This is a genomic window from Corynebacterium genitalium ATCC 33030 (assembly GCF_000143825.1).
In the GTDB taxonomy this organism is placed as follows: domain Bacteria; phylum Actinomycetota; class Actinomycetes; order Mycobacteriales; family Mycobacteriaceae; genus Corynebacterium; species Corynebacterium genitalium.
The window spans coordinates 2043096-2066018 of record NZ_CM000961.1 but is presented as its reverse complement, the minus strand read 5'-3'; the positions used below and the strand labels follow the sequence as shown (position 1 = coordinate 2066018).

Below are 22923 nucleotides of genomic sequence, written 5' to 3'. Positions count from 1 at the left end.
CATACACTGGCCGGGATGACAACTACGCGCGTTCTCCTCATCCGCCACGGTCAAACCCCTACCACCGGTGTCGTTCTGCCTGGTCGGGCGGCGGGCTTGCACCTTTCGGAGACGGGCCGCCAGCAAGCGGAACGTGTCGCTGTGCAGCTCAAGGAACGCTTTTCGCTTATCGACGCCATCTTCACCTCCCCCTTAGAACGTACCCGCGAAACCGCGGAGCCGACCGCCCGCGTTTTCGGGCTGGAGCCGGTCGTTGACGACGCATTCATTGAATGCGATTTCGGCGACTGGACGGGACAGAAGTTGACCGACTTGAGCAAGTTGCCAGAGTGGCAAACCGTGCAGAAGACTCCTAGCCAGTTCCGGTTCCCCGGCGGGGAAAGCTTTGTGGAGATGCAGGACCGAGTCGTCGCCGGAATCGAGCGCGCAGCTGCTCAATTCCCGGGCGGCGTTGTCGCGTGCTTCAGCCATGCAGATCCCATCAAGGCGGCCATTACCCACTACCGCGGTGTGAACCTGGACGAATTCCAGAAAGCGAAAGCAGATCCGGCGTCCGTGACCGTCATTGAGTTCGCCGAAGGAGTGGGCCGCGTTGTCTGACCACACGCTTCAGCCGCCGTTCACGCGGGAGCTCGAGCTGCTTACCCACGGTGAACTAGGTTTCGTGGGGCAGGTGGCTGGGTCGTCGAACATGACCTTCGTCTTCGACATCACCGCTGGCGGCGACCAGGATGACAGTGAGTACGCATGGGCTGTATTCAAGCCAGAAGCAGGGGAGCAGTACCTGCACGACTTCTCGCCCGCTTTATGGCGGAGGGAGCGCGCGGCGTTCCTGCTCAGCGAACACCTTGGATGGCACCTCGTCCCGCCGACTGTCGTGCGCGACATCGAGGGGCTAGGGATCGGTTCGCTGCAGCTGTACATCGACAATGACGGCTCCCACTACTTCCCGCTCTACGAAACGCGCGAGGACCTGCACGACCAGTTTCGCCGCATGGCCGTCTTCGACGTGCTGACCAATAACACCGACCGGAAGTCCGGCCATGTGCTGCTCGGGGAGGGGCCGTCCGGGCCCGAACACGTGTGGGGTATCGATCAAGGCCTGTGCTTTCACCAGGACCCCAAATTGCGTACCGTGATCTGGGACTTCGCAGGCGAGTTCATCGACTCGGCGCTCATCGAGGCCGTTTCGCCGCTCATTCATGACGTTCCGGCCGACATCGCCGAGCTGCTCGAGCCCGCAGAGGTCGAGGCACTGCAGGAACGCGCCCTACGTCTTGCGGGGCTGCCCATGTTCCCGGCTCCGCGCCACCAGTACCAGTTCCCGTGGCCGTTGGTGTAGGGGGGCGTCGACAAGCGAAAGGCCCCGCAACGCACCTCCAGTACGTTCGGGGCCTCTCCGCAGGACGAGCTTTAAACGCCGTCAGTCTCCTGCGGGTCGTTGTCCGCGTCAGCCTTCGTCTCGTGGCGCGTGCCGTGGTCGTGCTCCGGCGGCGCGTAGATGGAGTACAGCTTCGCGGGCTCCGAGCCCTCGTTGGTGAAGTTGTGCCACTTGCCAGCCGGAACGAACGCCGCCCAGTCAGCGCCGACAACCTGGTCGACCTCGAGGTCGGTCTCGGACGCGCCGATCATCGCGCGCAGCTCGCCAGCCTCGAGGCGCAGGAACTGGTCGTGGTCGTCGTGAATTTCCGCGCCGATCTCGCCGCCCGGCGGGATAGTCATCACGGTCAGCTGGAGCTTCTTGCCGGTCCACAGCGTGTCGCGGAAGGCCTCGTTATCCACCGTCGCCTTCTCAATGTCAACGACGTACGGGTTGGGTCCTTGATCAGCCATTGTTCCTCCTTATGTGTTGCGAACATCAGGCACCTTCAGTCTACCTAGAATCCAAGGGCATGGATCTCCCCGAACGCATCCCGCTTAACGACGCTCGACTAGCCCGCATCACCCGCACCAACGCCACCCTCGAGAACCTGCCCGAGCAGCTTGAGGAGGCCTGGGGTGAGCTGGCGCCGTTGATCGAGTACTACGAAACCGGCTGGAGCGGCGACATGCAGAACTACCCCGACGCGCAGTTCGGCGTCCTGTCCGAAGACGGCGTGTGGAACGAGATGGGGCGTTTCTACCAGGCAGTGAAAGAGATCGCCGCCGTCTCCGCGCGCATTGTGCGGGAATACCAAAACGGCGGCGAGTCTAGCGGAGAGGGTTAGTTCAGCGGCACGAGTGTGACGTCGGTAGCTTCCTCCATCGCCTGCTCCTTGTCCAGGCGGTCCAAGGCGTCCTGCGTGATGTCCGACTCGTTGACGTCGAGGACGGTCTGGTCGCCCACCGCACCGCGGTCGACCTCGGCTGGGGCATCCGACGGGGCGATGCCGAAGAACTTGTCCAGGCCCTTCACGTTGAACTGGGTGGACATGTAGCGGGAATTGTTGGACGTGTTCCACTGCGAGACAACCAAGTCCATATTGTCCAGAGTCGAACCCGGAACAATGTAACCGCCGTAGAGCTGGGTGAAGTTGTTCTCGTCCTGGCGGTGGCGCCAATTGCCGTCGCCAGCGACGACGGGGCGGGCCGGCGCAATCTCGTCCCAGTTGCGCGCGATGGTCTCGGACACGCGCACCTCGATGGAGCGGGTTTGAGCGTTGAACATTGCGAGCACCCAGTGGCCGTCGATGTAGCGCAACGACATCTCACCGGCCTTCATGTTCTTGGAGAGCATCGGCTTGCCCATCTTCGAACCCCACGTGCCGGTGGCGGGATCGTGAATCTCCCAGCTTTCGCGGTTGCCAATGTCCTGCTCGCGGAACCGGGACAAATACACCGAGTCTTGGCGACGGAAATCGGACGACACCACGTAGATGAAACCATCCGGCCCCATCTCCCAGCTGATCATGTTGCCCAGACCCCTCATATAGCGCGGGCTTGTCGTGCCCACCGACGTCCACGTGCGGCCGTTGTCAGTGGACTTCCAGATCTGGGTCTCCACGATGTTGCCCAGGCCCGCGTTCCACATGCCCTGCATGTACAAGACCCCGTTGATGTTGATCACATCAGACGGAATCAACGTCAAGTTGTTGTCGTGACGGTAGTTAATGAGCTGTCTTACAGAATCACCACTGTTCAGCGGGCGCTTCAAAGTGATCCGGCCGTTCCCGTCCATCTCAGCGACTGCACCGATGGGGCTGAGCCACTCGCCCTGGCCAAAACCGCGGCCGGTGAACGAGTCGCCGAAGACGATGGCGAATTCCTCCCCGATACCCAGCGGCGCCATGATTCCCAGATCCAACGCACCGGCACCAATGTCGTTTTGGTGAGTGCCCAGCAAGTCACCGACCATCGTGACGTCGAGGCCTTCGCTGACCCGGCTCCAGGGGTTGTTTCCGGGCTTTGCCGCTGGCTTCTCCAACGGCGTGCCGAAGAGCCCGGAGCTGAAGTCACTCGGCGAACTCGACGAGCTCGAGGAAGAAGACGAGCTCTGTGCGTCCGCTACCGCAGGGCTGATCAGGGATACAGCGGCAAGTCCAGCGAGCACGGCGGAAGACGTTGAACGCAGGGGACGCGGGGAACGACGGGAGCGACCGGGACGAAGGAAACGCGGGGTACGCGGGGTATGCATGGGGCTAGCTCGCTTTGATATCCGGGGGCGATGATGCAACCGGATTGGACTCTAGCAAAGGGCGAGTGCTTTATTCCGGCTTCCTGTGGCGCCCGACACTGGACGTATCGTCGGGGCGCCTGTGCCGGCCCGTGCCCTGTGCCGCGCGCCGAGAACGCGTAGCACGCCGCAACCGCACCTTTTCCACCTCGGACAAGTAGGTGTTCTCGCCGGCGAGGTCGGCCGAGGTACTGCTGCGGCCGGGGTTGAACGATATAGGAGCCGGGAAGGACTGCGTAGGCACATGAGCCTGCGCTCGGCGGTGCAGCTCCGACGAAGGCTCTGCAGGGAACAGTGGTCTTCGCCCCGCGCGGGACGCTGGCCGAGCCTCCGGTTCGGCCGGGAACAGCGGCTCCGGCTGAGCCTTCGGCTCTGCGGTGGACAACGGCTCCAGTTTCGCAGCCGGCTCGGGCGGGAACAGTGGCTCCGGCTTCGGACGCTCCGCCGGTTCGGCCGGGAACAGCGGTTCCGGCTTGGGGCGCTCCGCCGGTTCGGCCGGGAACAGCGGTTCCGGCGCTGGTGGCTCCGCGGGGGACGGCTGCTCTGGCGGGAGCACCGGCTCCGGCTCGGGCTTCGGCTCGGGCTTCGTCTTGAACACCGGCTCGAACACCGGCTCCGGCATGGGCTTTGGCCTCGGCGCGGGCTCCGGCTCTGGTTCCGGCTCCGGCTCGAACACGGGCTCCGGCTCCGGTGGCAGCAACGGCTCCTGCTCCGGCTCCGGCGGCAGCAACGGCTCCGGCTCCGGTGGCAGCAACGGCTCCTGCTCCGGTTCTGGGGGCAGCAAAGGCTCTGGTTCCGGCTCGGGCGCTGGTACCGGCTCGAAGACTGGCTCCACCCGCACCCGCGGGGCTGCTTCCGGGGTCTCGTCCTGCGCTGGCGGCTGGTATTTCGGTTCCCAATCCAGGAAGATCTCCCGCGCACCCGGGAACGGGATGACTTGGTCCTCCGGGTCGATGGCGGCATCGAGCTCGACGGTGATGGCTAGGGTGCCGTCGGCGTATTCGTAGACCTGCCAGGGGTCGTCGGAGGTTTCCGGCTCGAGAGGCAGCTCGGGAAGTTGCTGGATTGCGCCCGCCCCAGAAACAGGGGAGACATCGACGCCAATGCGTCCGTTGTTGGCGAAGGCGCGGGCTATGACGGGGGCGGGGGAGGCGTCGATAAGCGAGCGCAAAAGGTCGGCCTCGGGGTGGGGCAATGTGCCGAGTACGCGGCCGTCGCATGTGACCACAATGTCTTGCCCGCGCACCAGCAGCCCCACGAGCCACTGGCCGGGGGACATGTCCGTGATGTCGGAAGCGCTGAACTCGCCCGTGGAGATGTCGACGAAAACGGTTTCGTCGTAGCTGCCGGGCAGCATTACCGAACCGGGGAGCGGGTTGTTGCCCGGAATGACAAATTCGGCCGGTGCGAGGTTGACCGTGACGTCGCAGACACCGGTGCCTGGTGCGACGTCTAGCGTGGCGGTCGCGGTCGGGATCATGCCCGCGTCGTGCACGATGTCGATAGGGAACAGCGTGTCGCGGTCTGCGGCGGCGATCTCACCGATGACGCTGCCGTGCGCCTGCGGCCAGCGCACGCGCCACCCGCCGGAGATCGGGTGCGGTTCCAGTTCAACCGTTGTGAGGCCTGCCTGCCCAGCACCGCCAGCCGTGCCGAGGCTCTCATGCACCGTGGCGTGCATGACGTTGCCCACGCGCACGCGCATGCCGTCGCCTAAGGCGGTCGGCGCAAGGGGGTAGCGCGGGGTCGGTTCCATGACTCGAAACTTTACGCGTTAGGCAACGGCTGAACGAATGGCTGGGTTCGATTGGCAGGGATCATCCAGCTTGGTGGGACTTGCCCAGCATCTTTCGAACCAGCTCCACAACAGCCAGGACGGCGAAGCCGACGATGAGACCCATCACCAGCGACCCAGCAGTATCCACAAGCCAGCCGACGAAGCCGCCGCCGACTGCTTCCACACCGCGGGCGAGAATGTCGTGCGGCCAGTGCCAGCCAAAGACTTCGTCGAAACCACGAATGATCAGGTGTCCGCCGACCCACAGCATGGCTACCGTGCCCACCACACCGATCGCCTTGAGCACGTACGGCATGCCCTTGACCAGGGCAGTGCCCAGCTTTGGCGTATTGCCGCGCTCAACCATGCCCAGACCGATGTCGTCGACTTTCACCAGCAGCGCCACCGCACCGTAGACCGCGATCGTGATGAAGATGGCCACGGCCACCAGCACGAGGAATTCCATCCACAGCGGCTGGTCAGCGACTTCGTCGAGCGCGATGATCATGATCTCCGCAGACAGAATTAGGTCTGTCGTCACAGCGCGCTGGACCAGCGAGTCTTCGCTTTCAGCATCGCGGTTGACGGCGCGCTCTGCTGCTTCATCCTCGTCGTGCAGAAGCTTATCGACGATCTTCTCCGCACCCTCAAAGCACAGATAGGAACCACCAATCATGAGGATGGGCACCAAAGCCCACGGAGCGACGGCGTTGAGCAGTAGCGCGATCGGCAGAATGATGAGCAGCTTGTTGCGCAGCGAACCCTTTGTGATCCGCCAGATCATCGGCAACTCGCGCGCCGGCGTCACCCCCGTGACATATTGCGGCGTCACTGCAGCATCGTCGATTACAACACCTGCAGCTTTAGCGGACGTTTTCGCCGTCATGGCAGCCACGTCATCCATGCTGGATGCGGCGGTGCGGGCGATCAGGGCGACGTCGTCAAGCAGTGCGAGCAAACCACCGGCCATTGTTTGAGCCTTTCTGTAGGGAACGAGCAGAGCCTACCCCGTTATGTATGGTGTGAGCATGTCTGAAACGGTCACATCGACAGCCCGGGTGCGTTTGTCCAGCCCAGGGCGGTGCGGCAAGCGGCTGGCCGCCCACTTCGCTCAGACCATTGACGCGACGTGGGACAGCGACGGTTCCAAAGGCTTGTTCAAATTCCCGGACGCCACGTGCGATGTCATCGGCACCGACGGCGTGCTCATGTTCAGCGTCGAGGGTCCCCGTGACGGCGTTGAGGAGGCCGAACGTCAGGTAGCCACACGCTTGATCCACATCGCGAACGAAGACGATGTCGTCGTCGAGTGGCTACGCGGGGGAGAGACCGTCGCACGTTTCTCGCGCGACAGCGCCTAACCCACCGGCGCCAACTCCACTTCCTCAGCCCATGTCAGTTCGATGCCCTGGGCGCGGAGCCATTCCATCGCGTCGTCGTCGTGTCGGGTGATGCCCTCGACAGCGTTGAGCGTGGCATCGATCGCCTTCTCCGCTTCCGCGGCGCTGATCAGGCCTGCTGAGGTGGCCGCGGCAAGCTCGTCGATGTCGAGCACGTCGATCGCCTCGCCCTGGATGGCCACGAGGTCGACGTACAAGTCGCGTGTGCGCCACACTTCGCCCTCGTGATCAATGGCGGCGATGTCGAAGTAGAAGTCCTGCTCCACATCCACGCCCTCGCGGAAGTGGAAGATGTTGGCGCGCAAGTTGAGTTCCGGCAGCAACCAGCTCTCCAGGTAACCGAACTTCGGGTGGTTGGCCCCACGGGCCATGTACAGGCCGAAATCCGTCACCGTGAACGTGTCCACGTCGCGCAGGTACCCCTTCGGGTCCGTGTTCGTCTTCGACATCGTGTCGAAGGTCTCCTGCTTGACGGGGTGGAGATCCACGGCAGAATCTGCCGCGCCCGGGGTTACCTGGGGGCCTGTGCCAGTCATCTCGATCGCCTTTCCTACATCCGGCGTCCTACTTCACCGTCGCCGTCAGGGCCACCGGTGCGAAGCGGCAGGACTTCCCGCCTGTCTTCACCGCACCGTCGACCACTGCCAGAACGGGTCCGGGGCCCGTGGAGGCCACCCCGGACAAGGTTGCCGGTCCTGTGGGATTAATCCCGTTATTGCCCAGAGGCGTTACACCGCTGCGCAGCGAGCCAACATTCACCCAGTACACATTCATCTGGCCCTGCTGCTTCTCCGCAGCTCCCGTGCCCAGGGCGGTGAAGACGAACGTGCTCTCCCCGGCCTTCGGCGCCGGCTGCGGAGAGTTCGCCGGTCCCGGCACCGCGATAACGGACCCTGTGGAGTGCAGGCCCGGGCCCATGCAGTTCAGCGACACCGTTGGCCAGTACCCCTGGCGAAACGCCGGGCCGTTCGTCGGCAGGGCCGGTCCACCGGTCTGCCCCTTCCCGGCGGTGAACCCGACCGCTGCCAGAAGTGCGTCGCGCACCTGCGGCGGCACCCACGGCTGGCTAGCAAAATCGGTCACGGCGCGCTGGACCTGCGGGGTGGGGCGGCCGAGATCGTCGATAATTTGCGACGACGTGACGTTCGATAGATCCGGCAGTCCCGGGGCAGCGCTCTGCGCGGAGGCGGGAGCGGCCGCACCGGCCACGAGCCCGGCGGCGAGCATGGTCGCCGCAGCAGCAGCCTTCACAGGGCGCGACGGCACTGGCAGGGCCGGCAGGGCGGGGAGCTTCTTCAGCTTCATGGGAGTTGGGTCCTTCGCGTCGGGAAAGTAACGCATTATCACAGGACACTTTAGTTACTTTGAAAACAATTGCAACATAAATATCAATAGTATTCTTACGTCCCAATGTCGGGATTGGGGCGGGCGTTGCGTGTTGTTTCCTGGGTCCTGCTCCGCGTGTGTTGAGTTCTCTGTTGGGTTCTGTCTTCAGTTCGGCTGCGCCCCGACATCGCGTTACCCACCGTATGCGGGTAGGGTTTAACCGTTCAAGCGGGGCTGCCGTTGCGGTGGCGTCGTCACGCAAAAGCAAGAAGGAGCAGATCCGCAGTGTCGCACCCCGAATTCCGCAACGTCGCTATCGTCGCGCACGTTGACCACGGCAAGACCACCCTCGTCAACGGCATGCTGGAGCAGTCCGGCGTGTTCGGTGACCACGGCGAGGTCGCGGACCGCGTCATGGACTCCGGCGATCTCGAGTCCGAGCGCGGCATCACCATTCTGGCGAAGAACACATCCATCCGCCGCAAAGGCGCGGGCAAGGATGGCCGCGATCTAGTTATCAACGTCATTGACACGCCGGGCCACGCGGACTTCGGCGGCGAGGTGGAGCGCGGCCTGTCCATGGTCGACGGTGTTGTTCTGCTTATCGACGCCTCCGAAGGACCCCTCCCGCAAACCCGCTTCGTCCTGGGCAAAGCGCTCGAGGCGAAAAAACCCGTGATCATCTGCGTGAACAAGACCGACCGCCCGGACGCGCGTATCGACGAAGTCGTCGACGAGGCCCAGGACCTGCTCCTCGAGCTCGGCGCGTCATTGGAGGATCCGGATGCGGCTGAAGCCGCAGAGAACCTGCTCGAGCTGCCGGTGCTCTACGCCTCCGGCCGCGCCGGCCGTGCCTCCTTCAACAACCCGGGTAACGGCGGCCTGCCGGACAACGACGACCTGCAGCCGCTTTTCGACGTCATCTACGACGTCCTCCCCGAACCCTCCGCCGACATCGATGCCCCGTTCCAGGCGCAGGTCACCAACCTAGACTCCTCGTCCTTCCTGGGCCGTATCGCGTTGATCCGCGTGTACCGCGGCAGCGTGAAGAAAGGCGACAACGTCGCCTGGGTCCACTACGACTCTGACGGCAACGAGCACGTCAAGAACGTCAAGATCGCCGAACTGCTGGTCACCGAAGGTCTTGAGCGTGTTCCGGCCCAGGGCGAGGTCGTCGCCGGCGACATCGCCGCGGTGTCCGGCATCGACGAGATCATGATCGGCGACACCCTGTGCGACCCGGAGCACGTCGAGGCCCGCGAGCGCATCAAAATCGACGATCCCGCAATCTCCATGACCATCGGCGTGAACACCTCCCCGATGGCCGGCCGCGGCGGTGGCGACAAGCTCACCGCCCGCATGGTCAAGGCGCGCCTGGACCAGGAGCTGATTGGTAACGTCTCCATCAAGGTGCTGCCGACCGACCGCCCCGACGCGTGGGAGGTCCAGGGCCGCGGCGAAATGGCCCTGACCGTTCTGATCGAGACGATGCGCCGCGAAGGCTTCGAGCTGACCGTGGGCAAGCCGCAGGTGGTCACCAAGGAGATCGACGGCAAGACCTATGAGCCCTACGACCACATGGTCATTGACACTCCGTCCGAGCACCAGGGTGCTGTCACCCAGCTCATGGCCAACCGCAAGGGCCAGATGACCGCCATGGGCAACTCTGGCGCCGGTGACTGGGTCCGCATGGAGTTCGACGTCCCGTCCCGCGGCCTGATTGGCTTCCGCACGACGTTCCTCACCGAGACCCGCGGCGCTGGTATTGCCAACAGCTACTCCATCGAGCACCGCCCGTGGGCAGGGGAGATCAAGGGCCGCCCGACTGGCTCGCTCGTTGCCGACCGTTCCGGCCAGGTCACCGCCTACGCGTTGACGCAGCTGGCAGACCGTGGCGATTTCTTCGTCGAGCCCGGCGCGGAAACCTACGAGGGCATGGTCGTCGGCGCGAACAGCCGCGACGAGGACATGGACATCAACATCACCAAGGAGAAGAAGCTGACCAACATGCGTTCTGCCACCGCAGACGCAACGGTCACGCTGGCCAAGGCCAGGACCCTCTCCCTGGATGAGGCCATCGAGTTCTGCGACGACGACGAGTGCGTCGAGGTCACGCCCGAGGTCATGCGCGTGCGCAAGGTGATCCTCAATTCCACCGAGCGCGGCCGTGCACGTTCTCGTGCCAAGCAGATGAACAAGTAGCATTAGCGCGCATGAAAGCAGTTCGCTTGACGACGGTCACGCTCGCGTCGATAAGCCTGCTCTCCTCGTGCGCAGCCAACCCGGGCCCGCCCCCGATCGTCGAAGAGACGGTGACCACGGAGACAGCGACGACGACCGTCCAGCCCGGCCCGACGCGGTCACAAGTCCAGGTCGGGGTGCAGCCGCTGCGCAACGGGCTCAACCCGCACCTCATCGCCGATGAGAATTCGACGGTGCAGGATATTGCTGAGCTCACCCTGCCCAGCGCGTTCGTGGACGGGAAGATGAACACTGATCTGCTCGTCAGCACCAGCGAGCTGCCCGCCGGCGAGGGTGACGAGGACGCGGCAATGACCGTGCGCTACGAAATCAGCCCGGCCGCCCAATGGTCCGACGGCAGTCCCATCACCGGCGCCGACTTCGCCTACCTGTGGCGTGGCATGACCTCCACGCCGGGCACGGTCGACCCGGCCCCGTACCGTGCCGTGAGCGACGTGCGGGTCTCGGGCGGAGGCGGCAAGATCGTCGACGTCGTTTTTGACGAGCCGGTCGGCGATTGGCAGGGAATGTTCCGCAACCTGCTGCCGTCACACCTGCTCGATTCGACCGCAGCCGATTTCGCAGCGGCGCTCGCAGACTCGATCCCAGCTTCGGCCGGCCGCTACATGGTCGACCAAGTCGACCGCGGCAGTGGCATCATCACGCTGAACCGCAATGACAGGTTCTGGGGGCAAAGCCCGGCGAGCATTGACATTCTGACGCTGAATTCGGTGCGCTCCACCGAGCAGGTCGCCGACCGTTTGCGCGCCGGCCAGCTCGCCTTCGTCGATCACGTGCCGGGGGAGACATCGGCCGACGCGTACTCCCTCATCCCCGGAACCCAAGTCCGCACGGAGCGCGGACCACGAGAATTAGGCCTGGTCATGAGCGTCGATTCGCCCATTCTCAATGACCTTGCGGCACGCGAGGAGCTGCGCTCGCTTATCGACGTCCCCCTCATCGCCCGCATCGCCTCCTCCCGCTCCCGCGACGTCGATGCCGCCGAAGCGACTCCGGCGTTGGGTCGAGAAGCGGGAGAGTTGCGCGCGGCCGTCGATAAGCACAGGCCGTTGCGCATCGCCGCCGACCCGCGCGATGACGAGTCGATGCCGGCCACCAGAGCGCTCGTGGACATCCTCAACGGCGAAGGGATCTCCGCGGAGACCGTCGCCGCCGACATGACCGATATTGCGGAGCGACTGCCTGCCGGTGAGATCGATGCGGTGATGAGCTGGTCGTTCACCAACAGCTCGACTGCGTGGGCCAGCAAGGTCCAATGCCCCTACACCGCCGCAACGGAAGCCGGGGACAGCGGCGCCCAGGACAGTGGCGGCGATGGGGCCAACGGCAACGACGCAGGCGGTGCGGGCGCTGACCGCTACGCCTCCGGCAACCTGAGCGGATTATGCACCCCGGACACGGACCGACTAGCCGAGGCAATTCTCGCCGGCGACATCTCCAGCCAACAAGCCCGCGAACAGGTCACCGCCGCTACCGCAATCGAAGCCGTGTGGGTGCCGGTACTGCGCGAGCGCCGGATCATCGTCCTGGGGCAAGGCATCATTGGCCCGTCGCCGAACTTGGAAGAATGGGACCGTGGCCTTGCCGGGGCCGACACATGGAAAGAGGACACAACTGCCAATGAGCAACGCACCACAGAACCCGAGTAACCCCCGCCCCAACGCGCACGCTGATCGTAGAGACCTCACTGGGTACCGCGTCGTCGCCGTCCACGCCCACCCGGACGATGAATCCATCTCCACCGGCGGCGCCCTCGCTGACCTGTCTCGCCGCGGGGCCGACGTCCTCGTTGTGACCTGCACGCTCGGCGAGGAAGGCGAAGTCATCGGCGAGACCTACCAGGGCCTCGTCGACGACCAGGGCCGGGGCGCCAACCAGTTGGGCGGCTTCCGCATCCACGAGCTGGCCCGCGCGTTGGACATCCTCGGCGTGCGCGGCGAGTTCCTCGGCGGGGCGGGGCAGTACAGGGATTCGGGGATGGCGGGGTCGCTGGCGTCACGCAATGCGCGGGCACTCGTGAACTCGGGGCAGCGCGCGATCGACGACCTTGCCGCCGTCTTCGAACGGGAACGGCCCCACCTCGTGCTCACATACGACCCCAACGGCGGTTACGGCCACCCCGACCACATCCGCGCCCACGAGATCACGCACGCCGCCGCCGACCAGATCGGGGGATTACCGCGCATTCTCTGGGCCGCGCGCCTGCGCAGCGAGCTTGAAGCTGAAATCGCCGATGTGGTCCCCGCAGGCTGGACCCGTCCTGCGCCGGGCGAGCTCGATGCCGTCGATACTAGCGACACCTGGGTGGAGATGAACGACACCGTCTACGCCGCCAAGATCGACGCCATGCGCGCCCACGCCACCCAGATCTGGATTGCCGACGGCTCCACCTCCACCACCAACCCCCACGCCGCCTTCGGCCGCGCCCCCTCCGCCGACGTGACCACCTACGCGCTGTCCAATCTCATTGCTCAGCCCGTCATTCGCCGCGAGCACTACCAGCTCGGGGCCGGGCAGCCGCTGGACCACGGTGCTGACCTGCTCAGCGGCATCGCGCTGTGACGCCCGAGCCACCCATGCGCAGGGAGCCGCAGGTCCGCACTGACTTCAGCCCCTCCGAAGCACGCCGGGCCATCGCGTGGCTCAGCATCGGCGCGATGATCGCCGTGCTGCTGCAAGTCACCTCCATCAACACCGCGTGGGGGATCCCGTCTATCGCTACCGCGTTCCTCTTTCAGGGGGTGGTCACGCGGACGGGGCGGTTGTGGACGTCGAAAAGCGTGCGCGTGCTCGTGCCGACCCTCGTGTGGGCCGCCTGCTTTGCAATGCTCTATTTCGGCGTCGACGTCACCAGCGATATCCTGAACAACAATTCCATTCGCGCACTCGCGCTGTTAACCGCCGGTTGCCTCGGAGGGGTTTGGCCCCTCCTACGGCGCAAGTGACATACTTGACGGGCAACAGGAAAACCCAGAGGAGCAACAATGACCTACATCATCGCCGAACCGTGCGTTGATCTGCTCGACCGCGCATGCGTCGAAGAATGCCCCGTCGACTGCATCTACGAGGGCAAACGCATGCTCTACATCCACCCCGACGAGTGCGTGGACTGTGGCGCCTGCGAGCCCGCCTGCCCGGTCGAAGCCATCTTCTACGAAGACGACCTGCCCGAGGAGTGGAACGACTACTACGACGCTAACGTCGCATTTTTCGACGAGCTCGGCTCCCCAGGCGGAGCGGCTGCCGCCGGCAAGTACGACTTCGACCACCCATTCGTGGCCGCGCTGCCGCCGATGCGGGAGTCCTAAATGCCGCGCAGCCCGCTCTCCTCGACCCTGCCTGACTTCCCGTGGGACACGATCCTCGACGTCAAGAAGAAGGCGGCCTCCCACCCGGACGGTTTGATTGACCTGTCCGTGGGCGGGCCCGTGGATCCGGTGCCCCCGACGATCCAGCTCGCCCTCGCAGAGAATGCTGCCGCGCCCGGATACCCGCAGACCATGGGCACCCCGGAGCTGCGCGAGGCGATCGTGTCGGCTCTGGAGCGCCGCTTCGGCATCGCGGGGCTGAACGAGAAATCGGTTCTGCCGACGATCGGCCTGAAAGAGGCCGTCGCGTGGCTGCCGACGCTGCTCGGGCTGCGCGGCGAGACCGTGGTCATCCCAGAAGTGGCGTACCCCACCTACGAAGTCGGGGCACTCATCGCAGGGTGCAACATCGTGCGTTGCGACGATCCCGCCGACGCCCCCCGCGACGCCGCCCTGGTGTTCATCAACTCGCCCTCGAACCCGACCGGCGCCCTGGCATCGGTGGAGCAGCTGCGAGCGTGGGTTGAGTTTGCCCGCGACACCGGCGCGATCGTGGCCTCCGACGAGTGCTACCTCTACCTCGGCTGGACCACCGACCCAGTGTCCATCCTGCACCCGTCCGTGACTGACGGGGACAACACCGGGCTGCTCGCGCTGCACTCGCTGTCGAAGACCTCGAATCTCGCCTCCTACCGCACCGGCATGATCTCCGGCGACGAGAACCTGGTCCAAGAACTGCTGGAGGTGCGCAAACACGCCGGCCTGATCGTGCCTGGCCCGATCCAGCACGCAATGACCGCAGCACTGAGTAGCGACCTCCATGAGGAGCTGCAACGGTCGGTGTACGCCACCCGCCGCGTCGAGTTGCTGAAGGCTTTGCCCGGCGCTGGGTTCACGGTCGATGCATCCGACGCTGGCCTCTACCTCTGGGTGCGCCGCGAAGGCATGAACTCCCGCGAGGCGCTCGACTGGCTCGCCGAGCGCGGCATCCTCGCCGCACCGGGCGATTTTTACGGCCCTGCCGGCGCTCAGCACGTCCGCATTGCGCTGACCGCGACGGACGAGCGCATCGATGCCGCAGTCGCCCGCCTAGCGCAGTAGCGCTTCTGGTTCGTCGCAGCCGCGTCCACGGGCGGTTCGACCGGTTCGTGAGCAAGATAACGCCACGACAATCCCAGAGTTCGCGCGCTACCAGAGTAATGTTGCCGGGAAGTTGCGCGTCGATTCGGGCGCCACTGAGGACTAAGGACGCTCATTGACGGACACTGTGACACCGGCCGAACCACGGCCAGCTGAGGGCGGCGGGAGTACCGCTGTCCGCTTCGCTAACGGCGCACGAGAATTCATCAAATTCGGGATTGTCGGCGGGTCAGGGGTCTTCGTCAACCTTGCGGTGGTTTATGTAGTCAAGAAGGCGCTCGAGCTCGGGTGGGATATCCACGAGAACGAAGTCTTCATGAACTTGTTCGGCACGCGGTGGAACGTCCGCTGGTACCACGTCATCATGACCATTGCGTTTGTGGTGGCAAACACGTGGAACTACCAGCTCAACCGGTCGTGGACGTTCCGCAATGTGCCGAAGAAGTCGTGGTTGCGCGGCTATTTCCCGTTCATGACCACGGGCATTGTCGCATTCCTCGTAAGTCAGACCGTGGCGACGTTGCTGATGAATCCGACATCGCCCATCGCGCTTTCCGACGACATCTTCGACAACTCCACCGGCTTCCGCACAAAATTCTACTGGTCCGCCGCGATTTCGACCCTGGTGGCGATGCCGGTCAACTTCGTCATCAATAAACTCTGGACGTTCGGGAAACCGAAAAGCCCCCTCGCTGTCGTCTAGACCGGCTTCGCCGCCCCTCGAGCTCGCCGCCCTTCGAGTTCCCGCAGTCTAAGCGGCGGCAACTGCAGGACCGAAGAGAGCGTCCATGGCGCCGAACCTATGCCGCTGGTTGGTGCGCACGGTGCCGTACGGGGAGACCCATACTGGCCGGCCGGCGCGGATTGCAATGTGGCCTCGGGAGCGGCGCACGTCCGGGGTGTCGTCGTTAATACGGTTGTGGTAGCGGCACAGCGGAACCAGGTTGGCGATGTTAGTCTCCCCGCCGCGCGCCCATGCTTCCGCGTGATGGACTTGGCAGAAGTCGGCAGCATGGTGGCAGTCCGGGTGAGCGCACATCGGCTGGATTGCCTTGGCCAGGTCGCGTTGCTTGGCGTTGGCCAGACGCTCAGTGCGGTACAGATTCACGGCGCCTTCGGTGGGGTGGAACACTGCGGCTTCCATCTCGTTGCCGCCGGTGGCGATGAACCGGTCCATGAATTCCTTGCCGGTCATGGTGGTGCCGTCGGTCAAGCCGAGGATGACATCGTCGCCGTCGCCGCGCACAATACGCGTCCATTCCGGCAGGGGAACAAGGAGCATGGGGCGGGGTGAGGCTTCGGGGACGCTGCCGTCGCCACGCAATAAGGCGATGAGCTTGCGGGCCATGTGCGCCCCTGGAGATTCGTTAGCACCCATGCCGGCCGTAAGAACGTGCTTGAGGTCGGCGAGGAAGCGTTTACCGGTCGTCAGGGTCAGGGTGGCCATGTCGTCGTCGCCTTCACTGATGGTGGCGCGCTCCTGGCGCGCGGGTGGGTTTTTCGGCGGGACGATCTTCTTGATCAGTGCTCCCAAGGCTTTGAAAGTGCGGGTGGTGCGGCTGGCGGCGTCGAGAAGCTTCAGGCGCATGGTGTGGCGGCGTGTCGCGTGCTTGATGTGCGCGATGGAGCGCTCAATCTTCGCGAGCATGCCCACGGAGAGGCCCAAGCGCATCGCTTTGTTCGAGGCTTTCTCGCGCTTGGCTGCAGATAAGCCATCGCCGAAGTAGGCGTCATGGACAAGTTTCCAGTTGTTCACCACCGACGGCTCCACGCCGGCGCTGAGTGCTTGCTGTTTGTTGAAATCTTTCAACGCCCCCAACCTTGGGGCGCTGAACGCGCTGACAAGGTCATCGAAAGTTTCCATGCCTCAAACGCTAAAAGCCCCGCACAAGGCGGGGCAAGAGCGTGCACACTGCAGTGCGCAACGGGAGTTAGTTCTTGTGCAGTTCTTCGTTGAGCTCGACGGCGTGTGCGCGGGAAGCCTCGACGGCGCCGGTCAGGGAGTTGCGGCGGAACAGGATGTTGTTGTGGCCGGACAGCTCGACGGCCTTGACCTCGTCGCCGGCGGAGCGGCCTAGGTCGGCGGCGATGTTATCGGTGATGACGACCTTGGTGCCGGCGGTGACGTAAAGGCCGGCCTCAACGGTGCAGTTGTCGCCGAGCGAGATGCCGATGCCGGCGTTGGCGCCGAGCAGGCAGCCTTCGCCGATCTTGATGGTTTCCTTGCCGCCGCCGGACAGGGTGCCCATGATGGAGGCGCCGCCGCCGATGTCGGTGCCGTCGCCAACGACCACGCCAGCGGAAATGCGGCCTTCGACCATGGAGGCACCGAGGGTGCCGGCGTTGAAGTTCACGAAGCCTTCGTGCATGACGGTTGTGCCTTCGGCCAGGTGGGCACCGAGGCGGATGCGGTCGGCGTCGCCGATGCGCACGCCGGACGGCACAACGTAATCGACCATGCGGGGGAACTTGTCTACGGAGTAGACAACGACCGGGCCCCTGGCTGCCAGGCGACCGCGTACGACCTGGAAGTCAGACACCTCGCACGGACCGTAGTTGGTCCATACGACGTTGGCCAGCAGACCAAACAGCCCGTCGAGGTTCGCCTCGTGCGGCTTGACTAGGCGGTGGGATAGCAGGTGGAGGCGCAGGTACGCGTCGTATGCATCTGCGGGGGCATCGCTTATCGACGCAATCCGCGTCTCCACTGCCACACGCGCCACCCCACGATCCTCATCCGGCCCGGCCAGGTCTTCGAACTGCTGCGGGGTCTCTTCGAGGCGCGTGGTGCCGGCTTCGGTGACGGACTCCCCAATCTTCGGGGCCGGGTACCAGACATCCAGAACGGTTCCGTCGTGGGTGACGGTGGCCAGGCCCTTAGCAATTGCGGTGGTCATCTCTGTATCAGCTCTTTCTGCTCAGTGATGCGACGTGTCTACGGGGGACACGTCGCGTTGTTTCCGTGAGCCAGCTTAGAGAATCGGGGGCGATATCTCAGCTTTGGCACGCGTGAAACGCTATTAGGCAGAGGTTTTGTTCCCGTCCGGTGCGATTTCAGCGTTGTTTTTGACGCTTCTACCGCGGGTGAGAAGGGACAAGCCCACCAGCACGAGGGAGAGGATGGTGACGGAGATGACTTGGGGGCGGGCGGAGGCGTCGAAAAGCATCAGGACGACCAGGCCGAGGAGCGCGGCGAGCGTGACCCACGGGACCCAGGATGCGCCGCGGACCTGGACGGCGGAGTCGGCGATGCCCGGCTTGAGCTTGATGTAGCTCAGCGTGATCATGATCCACACCACGATGAGGCAGCCACCGGTGGCGTTCATGATGAAGTCGATCATGCCCGGCGGGTTCCACCACTGCAGACCGACAGCCACGAAGGCGAAGAAGACGGAGACGAGCACCGAGTTGATCGGCACGCCGCGGGCGTTGGTGCGCGCCATCCAGCGCGGAGCGTCACCTTCGAGCGCCTGCTGGTAGGCCAGGCGGGACGTGCCGTAGACCTGCGCGTTGAAGGCCGAGAGCAGCGCCAAGACGATGACGGCCTCCATGAAGCCGGCCGCGCCCGGGATGTTGGCCATGTCCAGCACCTGAGTGAAGGGGGATTCTGCGGCGGTGTCCGCGCCGTCGATCTGCGCGTAGGGAAGCAGCAGGATGATCACGATGACCGAGCCGATGTAAAATAGCGCGATACGCCAGATGATGGAGTTGACGGCGTTGCGCACGTTGCGGGCGGGGTCCTCGGATTCGGCGGCGGCGATGGTGACCACCTCGATGCCTCCGAACGCGAAGGCGACGGCGAGAAGGCCGGCGGCGATACCGGCGATGCCGTTGGGGGCGAAACCGGATTCGGTCACGTTGGAGAACCCGACGAAGCCGTTGGCGGGCAACAGGCCGAGCCATAGGGCGGCACCAATGACCAGGAAGAGCAAGATGACGGCGACCTTGATCATGGCGAACCAGTACTCGAACTCGCCGAATCCCTTGACCTGCGCGAGGTTGACGGCGGTGAGAATGCCCACGACGACGAGCGCCGGAATCCACTGCGGCACCCCGAACCAGCCCGCCATGATGGCGGATGCGCCGGTGATCTCCACACCGCACGCCATGATGAGCAGGAACCAGTAGATCCAGCCGAGGAGGAAGCCCGCCCAGTGGCCGTACGCTTGGCGTCCGTACGTCGCGAAAGACCCTGACGACGGGCGTGCCGCCGCCATCTCACCCAACATGCGCATCACGGAGATGACGACGATGCCGGCGATGACGTAGGCCAGCAAAATCGCCGGCCCCGCTGCGCGGATGCCCACGCCGACGCCGAGGAACAGGCCCGCACCGACGGCCGTGCCCAGGCCCATGAGCGTGAGGTGGCGCGACTTCAGGCCGCTGCCGAGTTCAGAATTCGCGTCGTTGGTCAACGCGGTGGGGGTTGCGGTGGCGCCGTGGTTGGCACCGGAGTCAGGTCCGGAGGTGTTAGCGGCAGTAGTCATCGGCGGGGTCCTTCGGTGGTCTTGGTTGTGTTTTCGGCGCGGCGGCGCTTGAACGCGCCGGTGTTGGTCCAGATCAGCCCGGCAACGGTGATCACGGTGACAACGACGGCGACGGCAATGACCTGGAAGCGGCCGCCGTCGTCGGTAAGCATGAGTACAACAATCCCAGCAGCCAGCGCAATGGTTGCCCACGGCAAGACAGACGGGGCCCACATGCGGACATCGGTCAGCTGGCCGGAGGCCTCCAGGCGCGGGTGGAGGCGCAGGAACGAGAACGCGATGGCGAACCAGATCACGATCAAGCAGCCGCCGACGGCGTTGAGCAGGAAGGCGAGCAGCCCCGGCGGGTTCCAGTATTGGAGGGCGACGGCGACGAATCCGAAGATGACGGAGACGATGACGGCGCGCAGGGGGACGCCGCGGGCGTCGGTAAGCGAAAAGGCGCGGGGGGCGTCGCCACGCACGGAGAGGTTGTGCAGGAAGCGCGAGGAACCGTAGATCTGCGTGTTGCACGCGGACAGCAGCGCGACGACGATGACCGCCTCCATAATGCCCACGGCGCCGGGGATGTTGGCCAGGCGCAGCACGGCGGTGAAGGGCGATTCGGAAGCGTCGGACGCGCCGCCGATCTGGTTGAACGGCAGCAACAGCACGATGAGCAGCACGGAGCCGATGTAGAAGACGGAGATGCGCCAGATGATGGTGCGGATCGCGGAGTGGACGGCGACCTCGGGGTCTTCGGATTCGGCGGCAGCGATGGTGACCAGCTCAATGCCGCCGAAGGCGAACGCGACGGCGAGCAGCGCGGTAGCCACGCCGCCCCAGCCGTTGGGCATGAAGCCGACGTCGCTGACATTGGACAGGCCGACAAACGACGTGCCCGGCAGCAGTCCCAGCCACAGCGCGACGCCGAGAATCAGGAACGCCACGATGACTACGACTTTGATCAGCGCGAACCAGAACTCGAACTCGCCGAAATTGCGCACGGCCGCGAAGTTGATCAACGTGAACACGACAATCGCCACAAGCGCCGGAATCCACGGCGAGATGCTGAACCAGGCGGCGATGATAGCGGAGGCACCGGTGATCTCCACGGCCATGATCATGATCATCATGAACCAGTACAGCCAGCCGATAAGGAAGCCGGCCCAGGGCCCGAACGCTTCCTCGGCATAGGTGGAGAAGGTGCCCGACGACGGGCGCGCGGCGACCATCTCGGCGAGCATCTGCATGACGCACACGGTGATGGCGCCAGCAATGATGTAGGCGATGAGCACGGCGGGGCCGGCGGCCTGAATTCCGACACCAGTGCCCAGGAATAGGCCGGCGCCGATAGCTGAGCCGAGTCCCATCATGGTCAGGTGACGGGTTTTCAGCCCGGCGTTCAGGGATGTTGACATAAATGTCAAGTCTAGGAATAGCGGGGGCTGACCAAGAAATCAGGGGAGGACTTCGCGTTACTGCGCGCGCTGCTCGCGGATCACCGGTGTGGCGCTGTGCGCTTCGTTGGTGATGGTGATGTCGGACTGGCCGTTGATGGTGCGGGCGGGAACATAGGATTCGAAGCCGGTGCCGATGCGTGAGTCATGGAGAATGGTGCCCGGTTCGAGCATGACGCCGGCGCCGATTTCGCAGCGGTCGCCCAGGTCGAGGTCAATGATGCCGGCGGAGGGGTGGATGATGCAGTCCGCACCAATGTGGAGCGGGGTGCGGTTGGATCCGCCGGAGCGGCCGGCCATGACGAGCGACGATAGGCCAAGGTCGGAGCCGCCGCCGACGACGCACGCCGATGACAGTCGCCCCTCGATCCGGGCGGCGCCGAGTGTTCCGGAGTTGTAGGAGACGTAGCCTTCGCGGTTCACACTGGTGCCTTCGGCGAGGTAGGCGCCAAGGCGGACGCGCTCGGCCTCGGCGATGGTCACACCGGTGGGCACGACGTAGTCGACCATGCGGGGCAGCCGCTCGATGCCGTAGACGTGAATGGTGCCGCGGGCGCGCAGGTTGGTGCGCACGTACTCGAAGTCGTCGGGCAGGCAGGGTCCTTTGTTCGTCCACGCCACGGGCACGAGGTGCTCGAGGCAGTCGGTCATGTTGATTTCCAGCGGCCGCACCTTGCGGTGGGAGAGCAGGTGCAGGCGCAGGTAGACGTCATGCGCGTCGACGGCGGGGGCATCCAGGTCGGCGATTTCAGTGAGGACGGGCACCACTTCAACGCGGCGGTCCCTGTCCATCCCGACGAGGTTGAGCAGTCGCTGCGAAAGGTCGTTGGCGCTGACGCGGCGGGTGGAGGGGGCGAGGATGTCGGCGGGGTCGCCGATAAGCGACACGGAGGGGTACCAGCTGTCCAGCACGGTACCGTCGGCGGCGATGTTGGCGATTCCTACTGCGCGTGCGGATTGACCCATGCGTCTCATCGTACGAAAGGCCAGTGGTGGTCGCGCGCTAAGATCGCCCACGTGACGTTAGATCTATTTCAGGACCCTGTTGAGCTGACGAAAGCGCTGATCGACATCCCATCGCCGTCGCATGAGGAAGAGAAGATCGCCGATGCGATCGAGGAGGCTTTGTGCGCGTTAGGCGGCGTGGAGGTGATCCGGCGCGGCCACACTCTCATCGCGCGCACGCACCGCGGGTTGGGGCAGCGGGTTGTGCTGGCTGGGCACATCGATACGGTGCCGATCGCCGACAACGTCCCGCACCGAGTTGAAGGCGATACGCTGTTCGGCTGCGGCTCGGTGGACATGAAATCGGGCCTGGCCTGCTATTTGCACGCGTTCGCCACGCTTTACGACGCTTCTTCCCTCACCACCGACCTGACCCTGATCTGTTACGAAGCCGAAGAGGTCGCCGCCCAATACAACGGCCTGGCGCACTTGGAGCGAGATTGCCCGGAGCTGTTCGACGGCGACTTGGCGCTGCTCGGCGAGCCGTCAGGGGCGATTATCGAGGCTGGATGCCAGGGCACGATCCGCGTGTTCGTCGATGCCCGCGGCACCCGCGCCCACTCGGCACGCGCGTGGCTGGGACACAACGCCATTCACGATCTAGCCGGGGTGCTCGGCCGCGTGGCGGCCTACGAGCCGCGCACGGTCACCATCGCCGGGTGCGAGTACCGCGAGGGCCTCAACGTCGTGGGGATAAGCGGGGGAGTGGCCACCAACACCATTCCGGATGAGGCGCGGCTGACAGTGAACTTCCGCTTCGCTCCGGACCGCTCGTTGGAGGACGCCAAGGCGCACCTTGAGTCCGTCCTAGACATTGACGAGAGCCTTGAACTCACCTACGACGATGCGGTCGGCGGCGCTCTGCCGGGTCTCGACGACCCCGTCGCGAAGGGTCTGCTGCGCGCCGTCGGCGGGAACTTCCGTGCCAAGTTCGGATGGACGGATGTGTCGCGGTTCTCTAGTCTGGGGGTTCCGGCCGTGAACTTCGGCCCCGGCGACCCCGGCTTTGCCCACAAGATTGATGAGCAGTGCCCGGTGGACCAGATCCGCACCGTCGCCGACTCTCTGCGCGAGTTCCTCGCTCCGCAGAGTAGGTAAGAGCTGGCAGATGCCGGCCACCTTATAAG

23 protein-coding genes are annotated in these 22923 nt (G+C 64.7%); 12 read left to right on the top strand and 11 right to left on the bottom strand.

Translation table 11 applies throughout. The features are described 5' to 3' along the window. Positions 1-15: 15 nt before the first annotated feature. Positions 16-600, top strand: a complete 585-nt coding sequence (locus HMPREF0291_RS09735) for a histidine phosphatase family protein (protein ID WP_005290862.1) — start codon at positions 16-18, stop codon at positions 598-600. Next, complete coding sequence (locus HMPREF0291_RS09730) at positions 593-1342, top strand: SCO1664 family protein (RefSeq protein ID WP_005290859.1); 750 nt, start codon at positions 593-595, stop codon at positions 1340-1342. The genes HMPREF0291_RS09735 and HMPREF0291_RS09730 overlap by 8 nt, the downstream gene beginning before the upstream one ends. 71 nt (positions 1343-1413) lie before the next feature. On the opposite strand, the gene HMPREF0291_RS09725 is transcribed toward HMPREF0291_RS09730, so the two are convergent. Next, the gene (locus tag HMPREF0291_RS09725) at positions 1414-1833 is read right to left on the bottom strand and encodes a cupin domain-containing protein (protein WP_005290855.1); all 420 of its coding nucleotides are present in this window, start codon (positions 1831-1833) and stop codon (positions 1414-1416) included. A gap of 59 nt (positions 1834-1892) precedes the next feature. Here HMPREF0291_RS09725 and HMPREF0291_RS09720 point away from each other — a divergent pair, with 59 nt between their 5' ends. Continuing rightward, on the top strand, positions 1893-2207 hold the full coding sequence (locus HMPREF0291_RS09720) for a DUF4298 domain-containing protein (protein WP_005290853.1): 315 nt from the start codon (positions 1893-1895) through the stop codon (positions 2205-2207). Here HMPREF0291_RS09720 and HMPREF0291_RS09715 read toward each other — a convergent pair. The 3 genes from HMPREF0291_RS09715 to HMPREF0291_RS09705 all read right to left on the bottom strand — a co-directional run bounded on the left by HMPREF0291_RS09715 (position 2204) and on the right by HMPREF0291_RS09705 (position 6399). Continuing rightward, on the bottom strand, positions 2204-3550 hold the full coding sequence (locus tag HMPREF0291_RS09715; protein ID WP_040424551.1) for a DUF4185 domain-containing protein: 1347 nt from the start codon (positions 3548-3550) through the stop codon (positions 2204-2206). The two genes, HMPREF0291_RS09720 and HMPREF0291_RS09715, sit on opposite strands and share 4 nt — an antisense overlap. A 133-nt stretch (positions 3551-3683) precedes the next feature. Continuing rightward, positions 3684-5408, bottom strand: a complete 1725-nt coding sequence (locus tag HMPREF0291_RS11370; RefSeq protein ID WP_005290847.1) for a hypothetical protein — start codon at positions 5406-5408, stop codon at positions 3684-3686. 61 nt (positions 5409-5469) lie between these two features. Continuing rightward, positions 5470-6399 (bottom strand): DUF808 domain-containing protein, encoded by a 930-nt coding sequence (locus tag HMPREF0291_RS09705; RefSeq protein ID WP_005290844.1) that lies wholly within the window; start codon positions 6397-6399, stop codon positions 5470-5472. Between the two features lie 58 nt (positions 6400-6457). On the opposite strand from HMPREF0291_RS09705, the gene HMPREF0291_RS09700 reads away from it, so the two are divergent. Next, the gene (locus HMPREF0291_RS09700; RefSeq protein WP_040423787.1) at positions 6458-6790 is read left to right on the top strand and encodes a DUF2218 domain-containing protein; all 333 of its coding nucleotides are present in this window, start codon (positions 6458-6460) and stop codon (positions 6788-6790) included. Here HMPREF0291_RS09700 and HMPREF0291_RS09695 read toward each other — a convergent pair. Continuing rightward, positions 6787-7365, bottom strand: a complete 579-nt coding sequence (locus tag HMPREF0291_RS09695) for a ribonuclease FAU-1 family protein (RefSeq protein WP_005290838.1) — start codon at positions 7363-7365, stop codon at positions 6787-6789. The two genes, HMPREF0291_RS09700 and HMPREF0291_RS09695, sit on opposite strands and share 4 nt — an antisense overlap. A 28-nt stretch (positions 7366-7393) precedes the next feature. Further along, complete coding sequence (locus HMPREF0291_RS09690; RefSeq protein WP_232210301.1) at positions 7394-8134, bottom strand: Rv1157c family protein; 741 nt, start codon at positions 8132-8134, stop codon at positions 7394-7396. 306 nt (positions 8135-8440) lie between these two features. Between HMPREF0291_RS09690 and typA the strand changes: the two genes are divergently transcribed. From typA to HMPREF0291_RS09655, 7 genes are all read left to right on the top strand, one after another. Then, on the top strand, positions 8441-10357 hold the full coding sequence (typA, locus tag HMPREF0291_RS09685) for a translational GTPase TypA (RefSeq protein WP_005290834.1): 1917 nt from the start codon (positions 8441-8443) through the stop codon (positions 10355-10357). Between the two features lie 11 nt (positions 10358-10368). Beyond that, the gene (locus HMPREF0291_RS09680) at positions 10369-12066 is read left to right on the top strand and encodes an ABC transporter family substrate-binding protein (protein ID WP_005290831.1); all 1698 of its coding nucleotides are present in this window, start codon (positions 10369-10371) and stop codon (positions 12064-12066) included. After that, positions 12038-12979, top strand: a complete 942-nt coding sequence (mshB, locus tag HMPREF0291_RS09675; RefSeq protein WP_005290826.1) for an N-acetyl-1-D-myo-inositol-2-amino-2-deoxy-alpha-D-glucopyranoside deacetylase — start codon at positions 12038-12040, stop codon at positions 12977-12979. Before HMPREF0291_RS09680 ends, mshB begins: the two co-directional genes overlap by 29 nt. After that, positions 12976-13362, top strand: a complete 387-nt coding sequence (locus HMPREF0291_RS09670; RefSeq protein ID WP_050748822.1) for a hypothetical protein — start codon at positions 12976-12978, stop codon at positions 13360-13362. Before mshB ends, HMPREF0291_RS09670 begins: the two co-directional genes overlap by 4 nt. Before the next feature lie 39 nt (positions 13363-13401). Next, a complete protein-coding gene (fdxA, locus tag HMPREF0291_RS09665) occupies positions 13402-13725 on the top strand; it encodes a ferredoxin (RefSeq protein WP_005290821.1) in 324 nt (107 codons plus the stop codon). Next, complete coding sequence (gene dapC, locus HMPREF0291_RS09660) at positions 13726-14826, top strand: succinyldiaminopimelate transaminase (RefSeq protein WP_005290818.1); 1101 nt, start codon at positions 13726-13728, stop codon at positions 14824-14826. 166 nt (positions 14827-14992) lie between these two features. Further along, positions 14993-15568: a GtrA family protein gene (locus HMPREF0291_RS09655; protein ID WP_156774926.1), complete on the top strand. Its 576-nt coding sequence runs from the start codon at positions 14993-14995 to the stop codon at positions 15566-15568. 48 nt (positions 15569-15616) lie between these two features. Here HMPREF0291_RS09655 and HMPREF0291_RS11365 read toward each other — a convergent pair whose 3' ends face one another. The 5 genes from HMPREF0291_RS11365 to HMPREF0291_RS09630 form a co-directional block, all read right to left on the bottom strand. Further along, the gene (locus tag HMPREF0291_RS11365; RefSeq protein WP_005290814.1) at positions 15617-16729 is read right to left on the bottom strand and encodes an HNH endonuclease signature motif containing protein; all 1113 of its coding nucleotides are present in this window, start codon (positions 16727-16729) and stop codon (positions 15617-15619) included. 67 nt (positions 16730-16796) lie between these two features. Then, positions 16797-17762: a 2,3,4,5-tetrahydropyridine-2,6-dicarboxylate N-succinyltransferase gene (gene dapD / locus HMPREF0291_RS09645; protein WP_005290811.1), complete on the bottom strand. Its 966-nt coding sequence runs from the start codon at positions 17760-17762 to the stop codon at positions 16797-16799. A 123-nt stretch (positions 17763-17885) separates the two neighbouring features. After that, the gene (locus HMPREF0291_RS09640; RefSeq protein WP_005290808.1) at positions 17886-19352 is read right to left on the bottom strand and encodes an amino acid permease; all 1467 of its coding nucleotides are present in this window, start codon (positions 19350-19352) and stop codon (positions 17886-17888) included. Further along, a complete protein-coding gene (locus tag HMPREF0291_RS09635; protein ID WP_005290806.1) occupies positions 19349-20752 on the bottom strand; it encodes an amino acid permease in 1404 nt (467 codons plus the stop codon). Before HMPREF0291_RS09635 ends, HMPREF0291_RS09640 begins: the two co-directional genes overlap by 4 nt. 57 nt (positions 20753-20809) lie before the next feature. Then, positions 20810-21766, bottom strand: coding sequence for a 2,3,4,5-tetrahydropyridine-2,6-dicarboxylate N-succinyltransferase (locus HMPREF0291_RS09630; RefSeq protein WP_083770324.1), 957 nt, complete (start codon positions 21764-21766; stop codon positions 20810-20812). Positions 21767-21808: 42 nt separating this feature from the next. Between HMPREF0291_RS09630 and dapE the strand changes: the two genes are divergently transcribed. After that, positions 21809-22894: a succinyl-diaminopimelate desuccinylase gene (gene dapE / locus HMPREF0291_RS09625; RefSeq protein ID WP_005290800.1), complete on the top strand. Its 1086-nt coding sequence runs from the start codon at positions 21809-21811 to the stop codon at positions 22892-22894. The last annotated feature ends 29 nt before the right edge of the window (positions 22895-22923 follow it).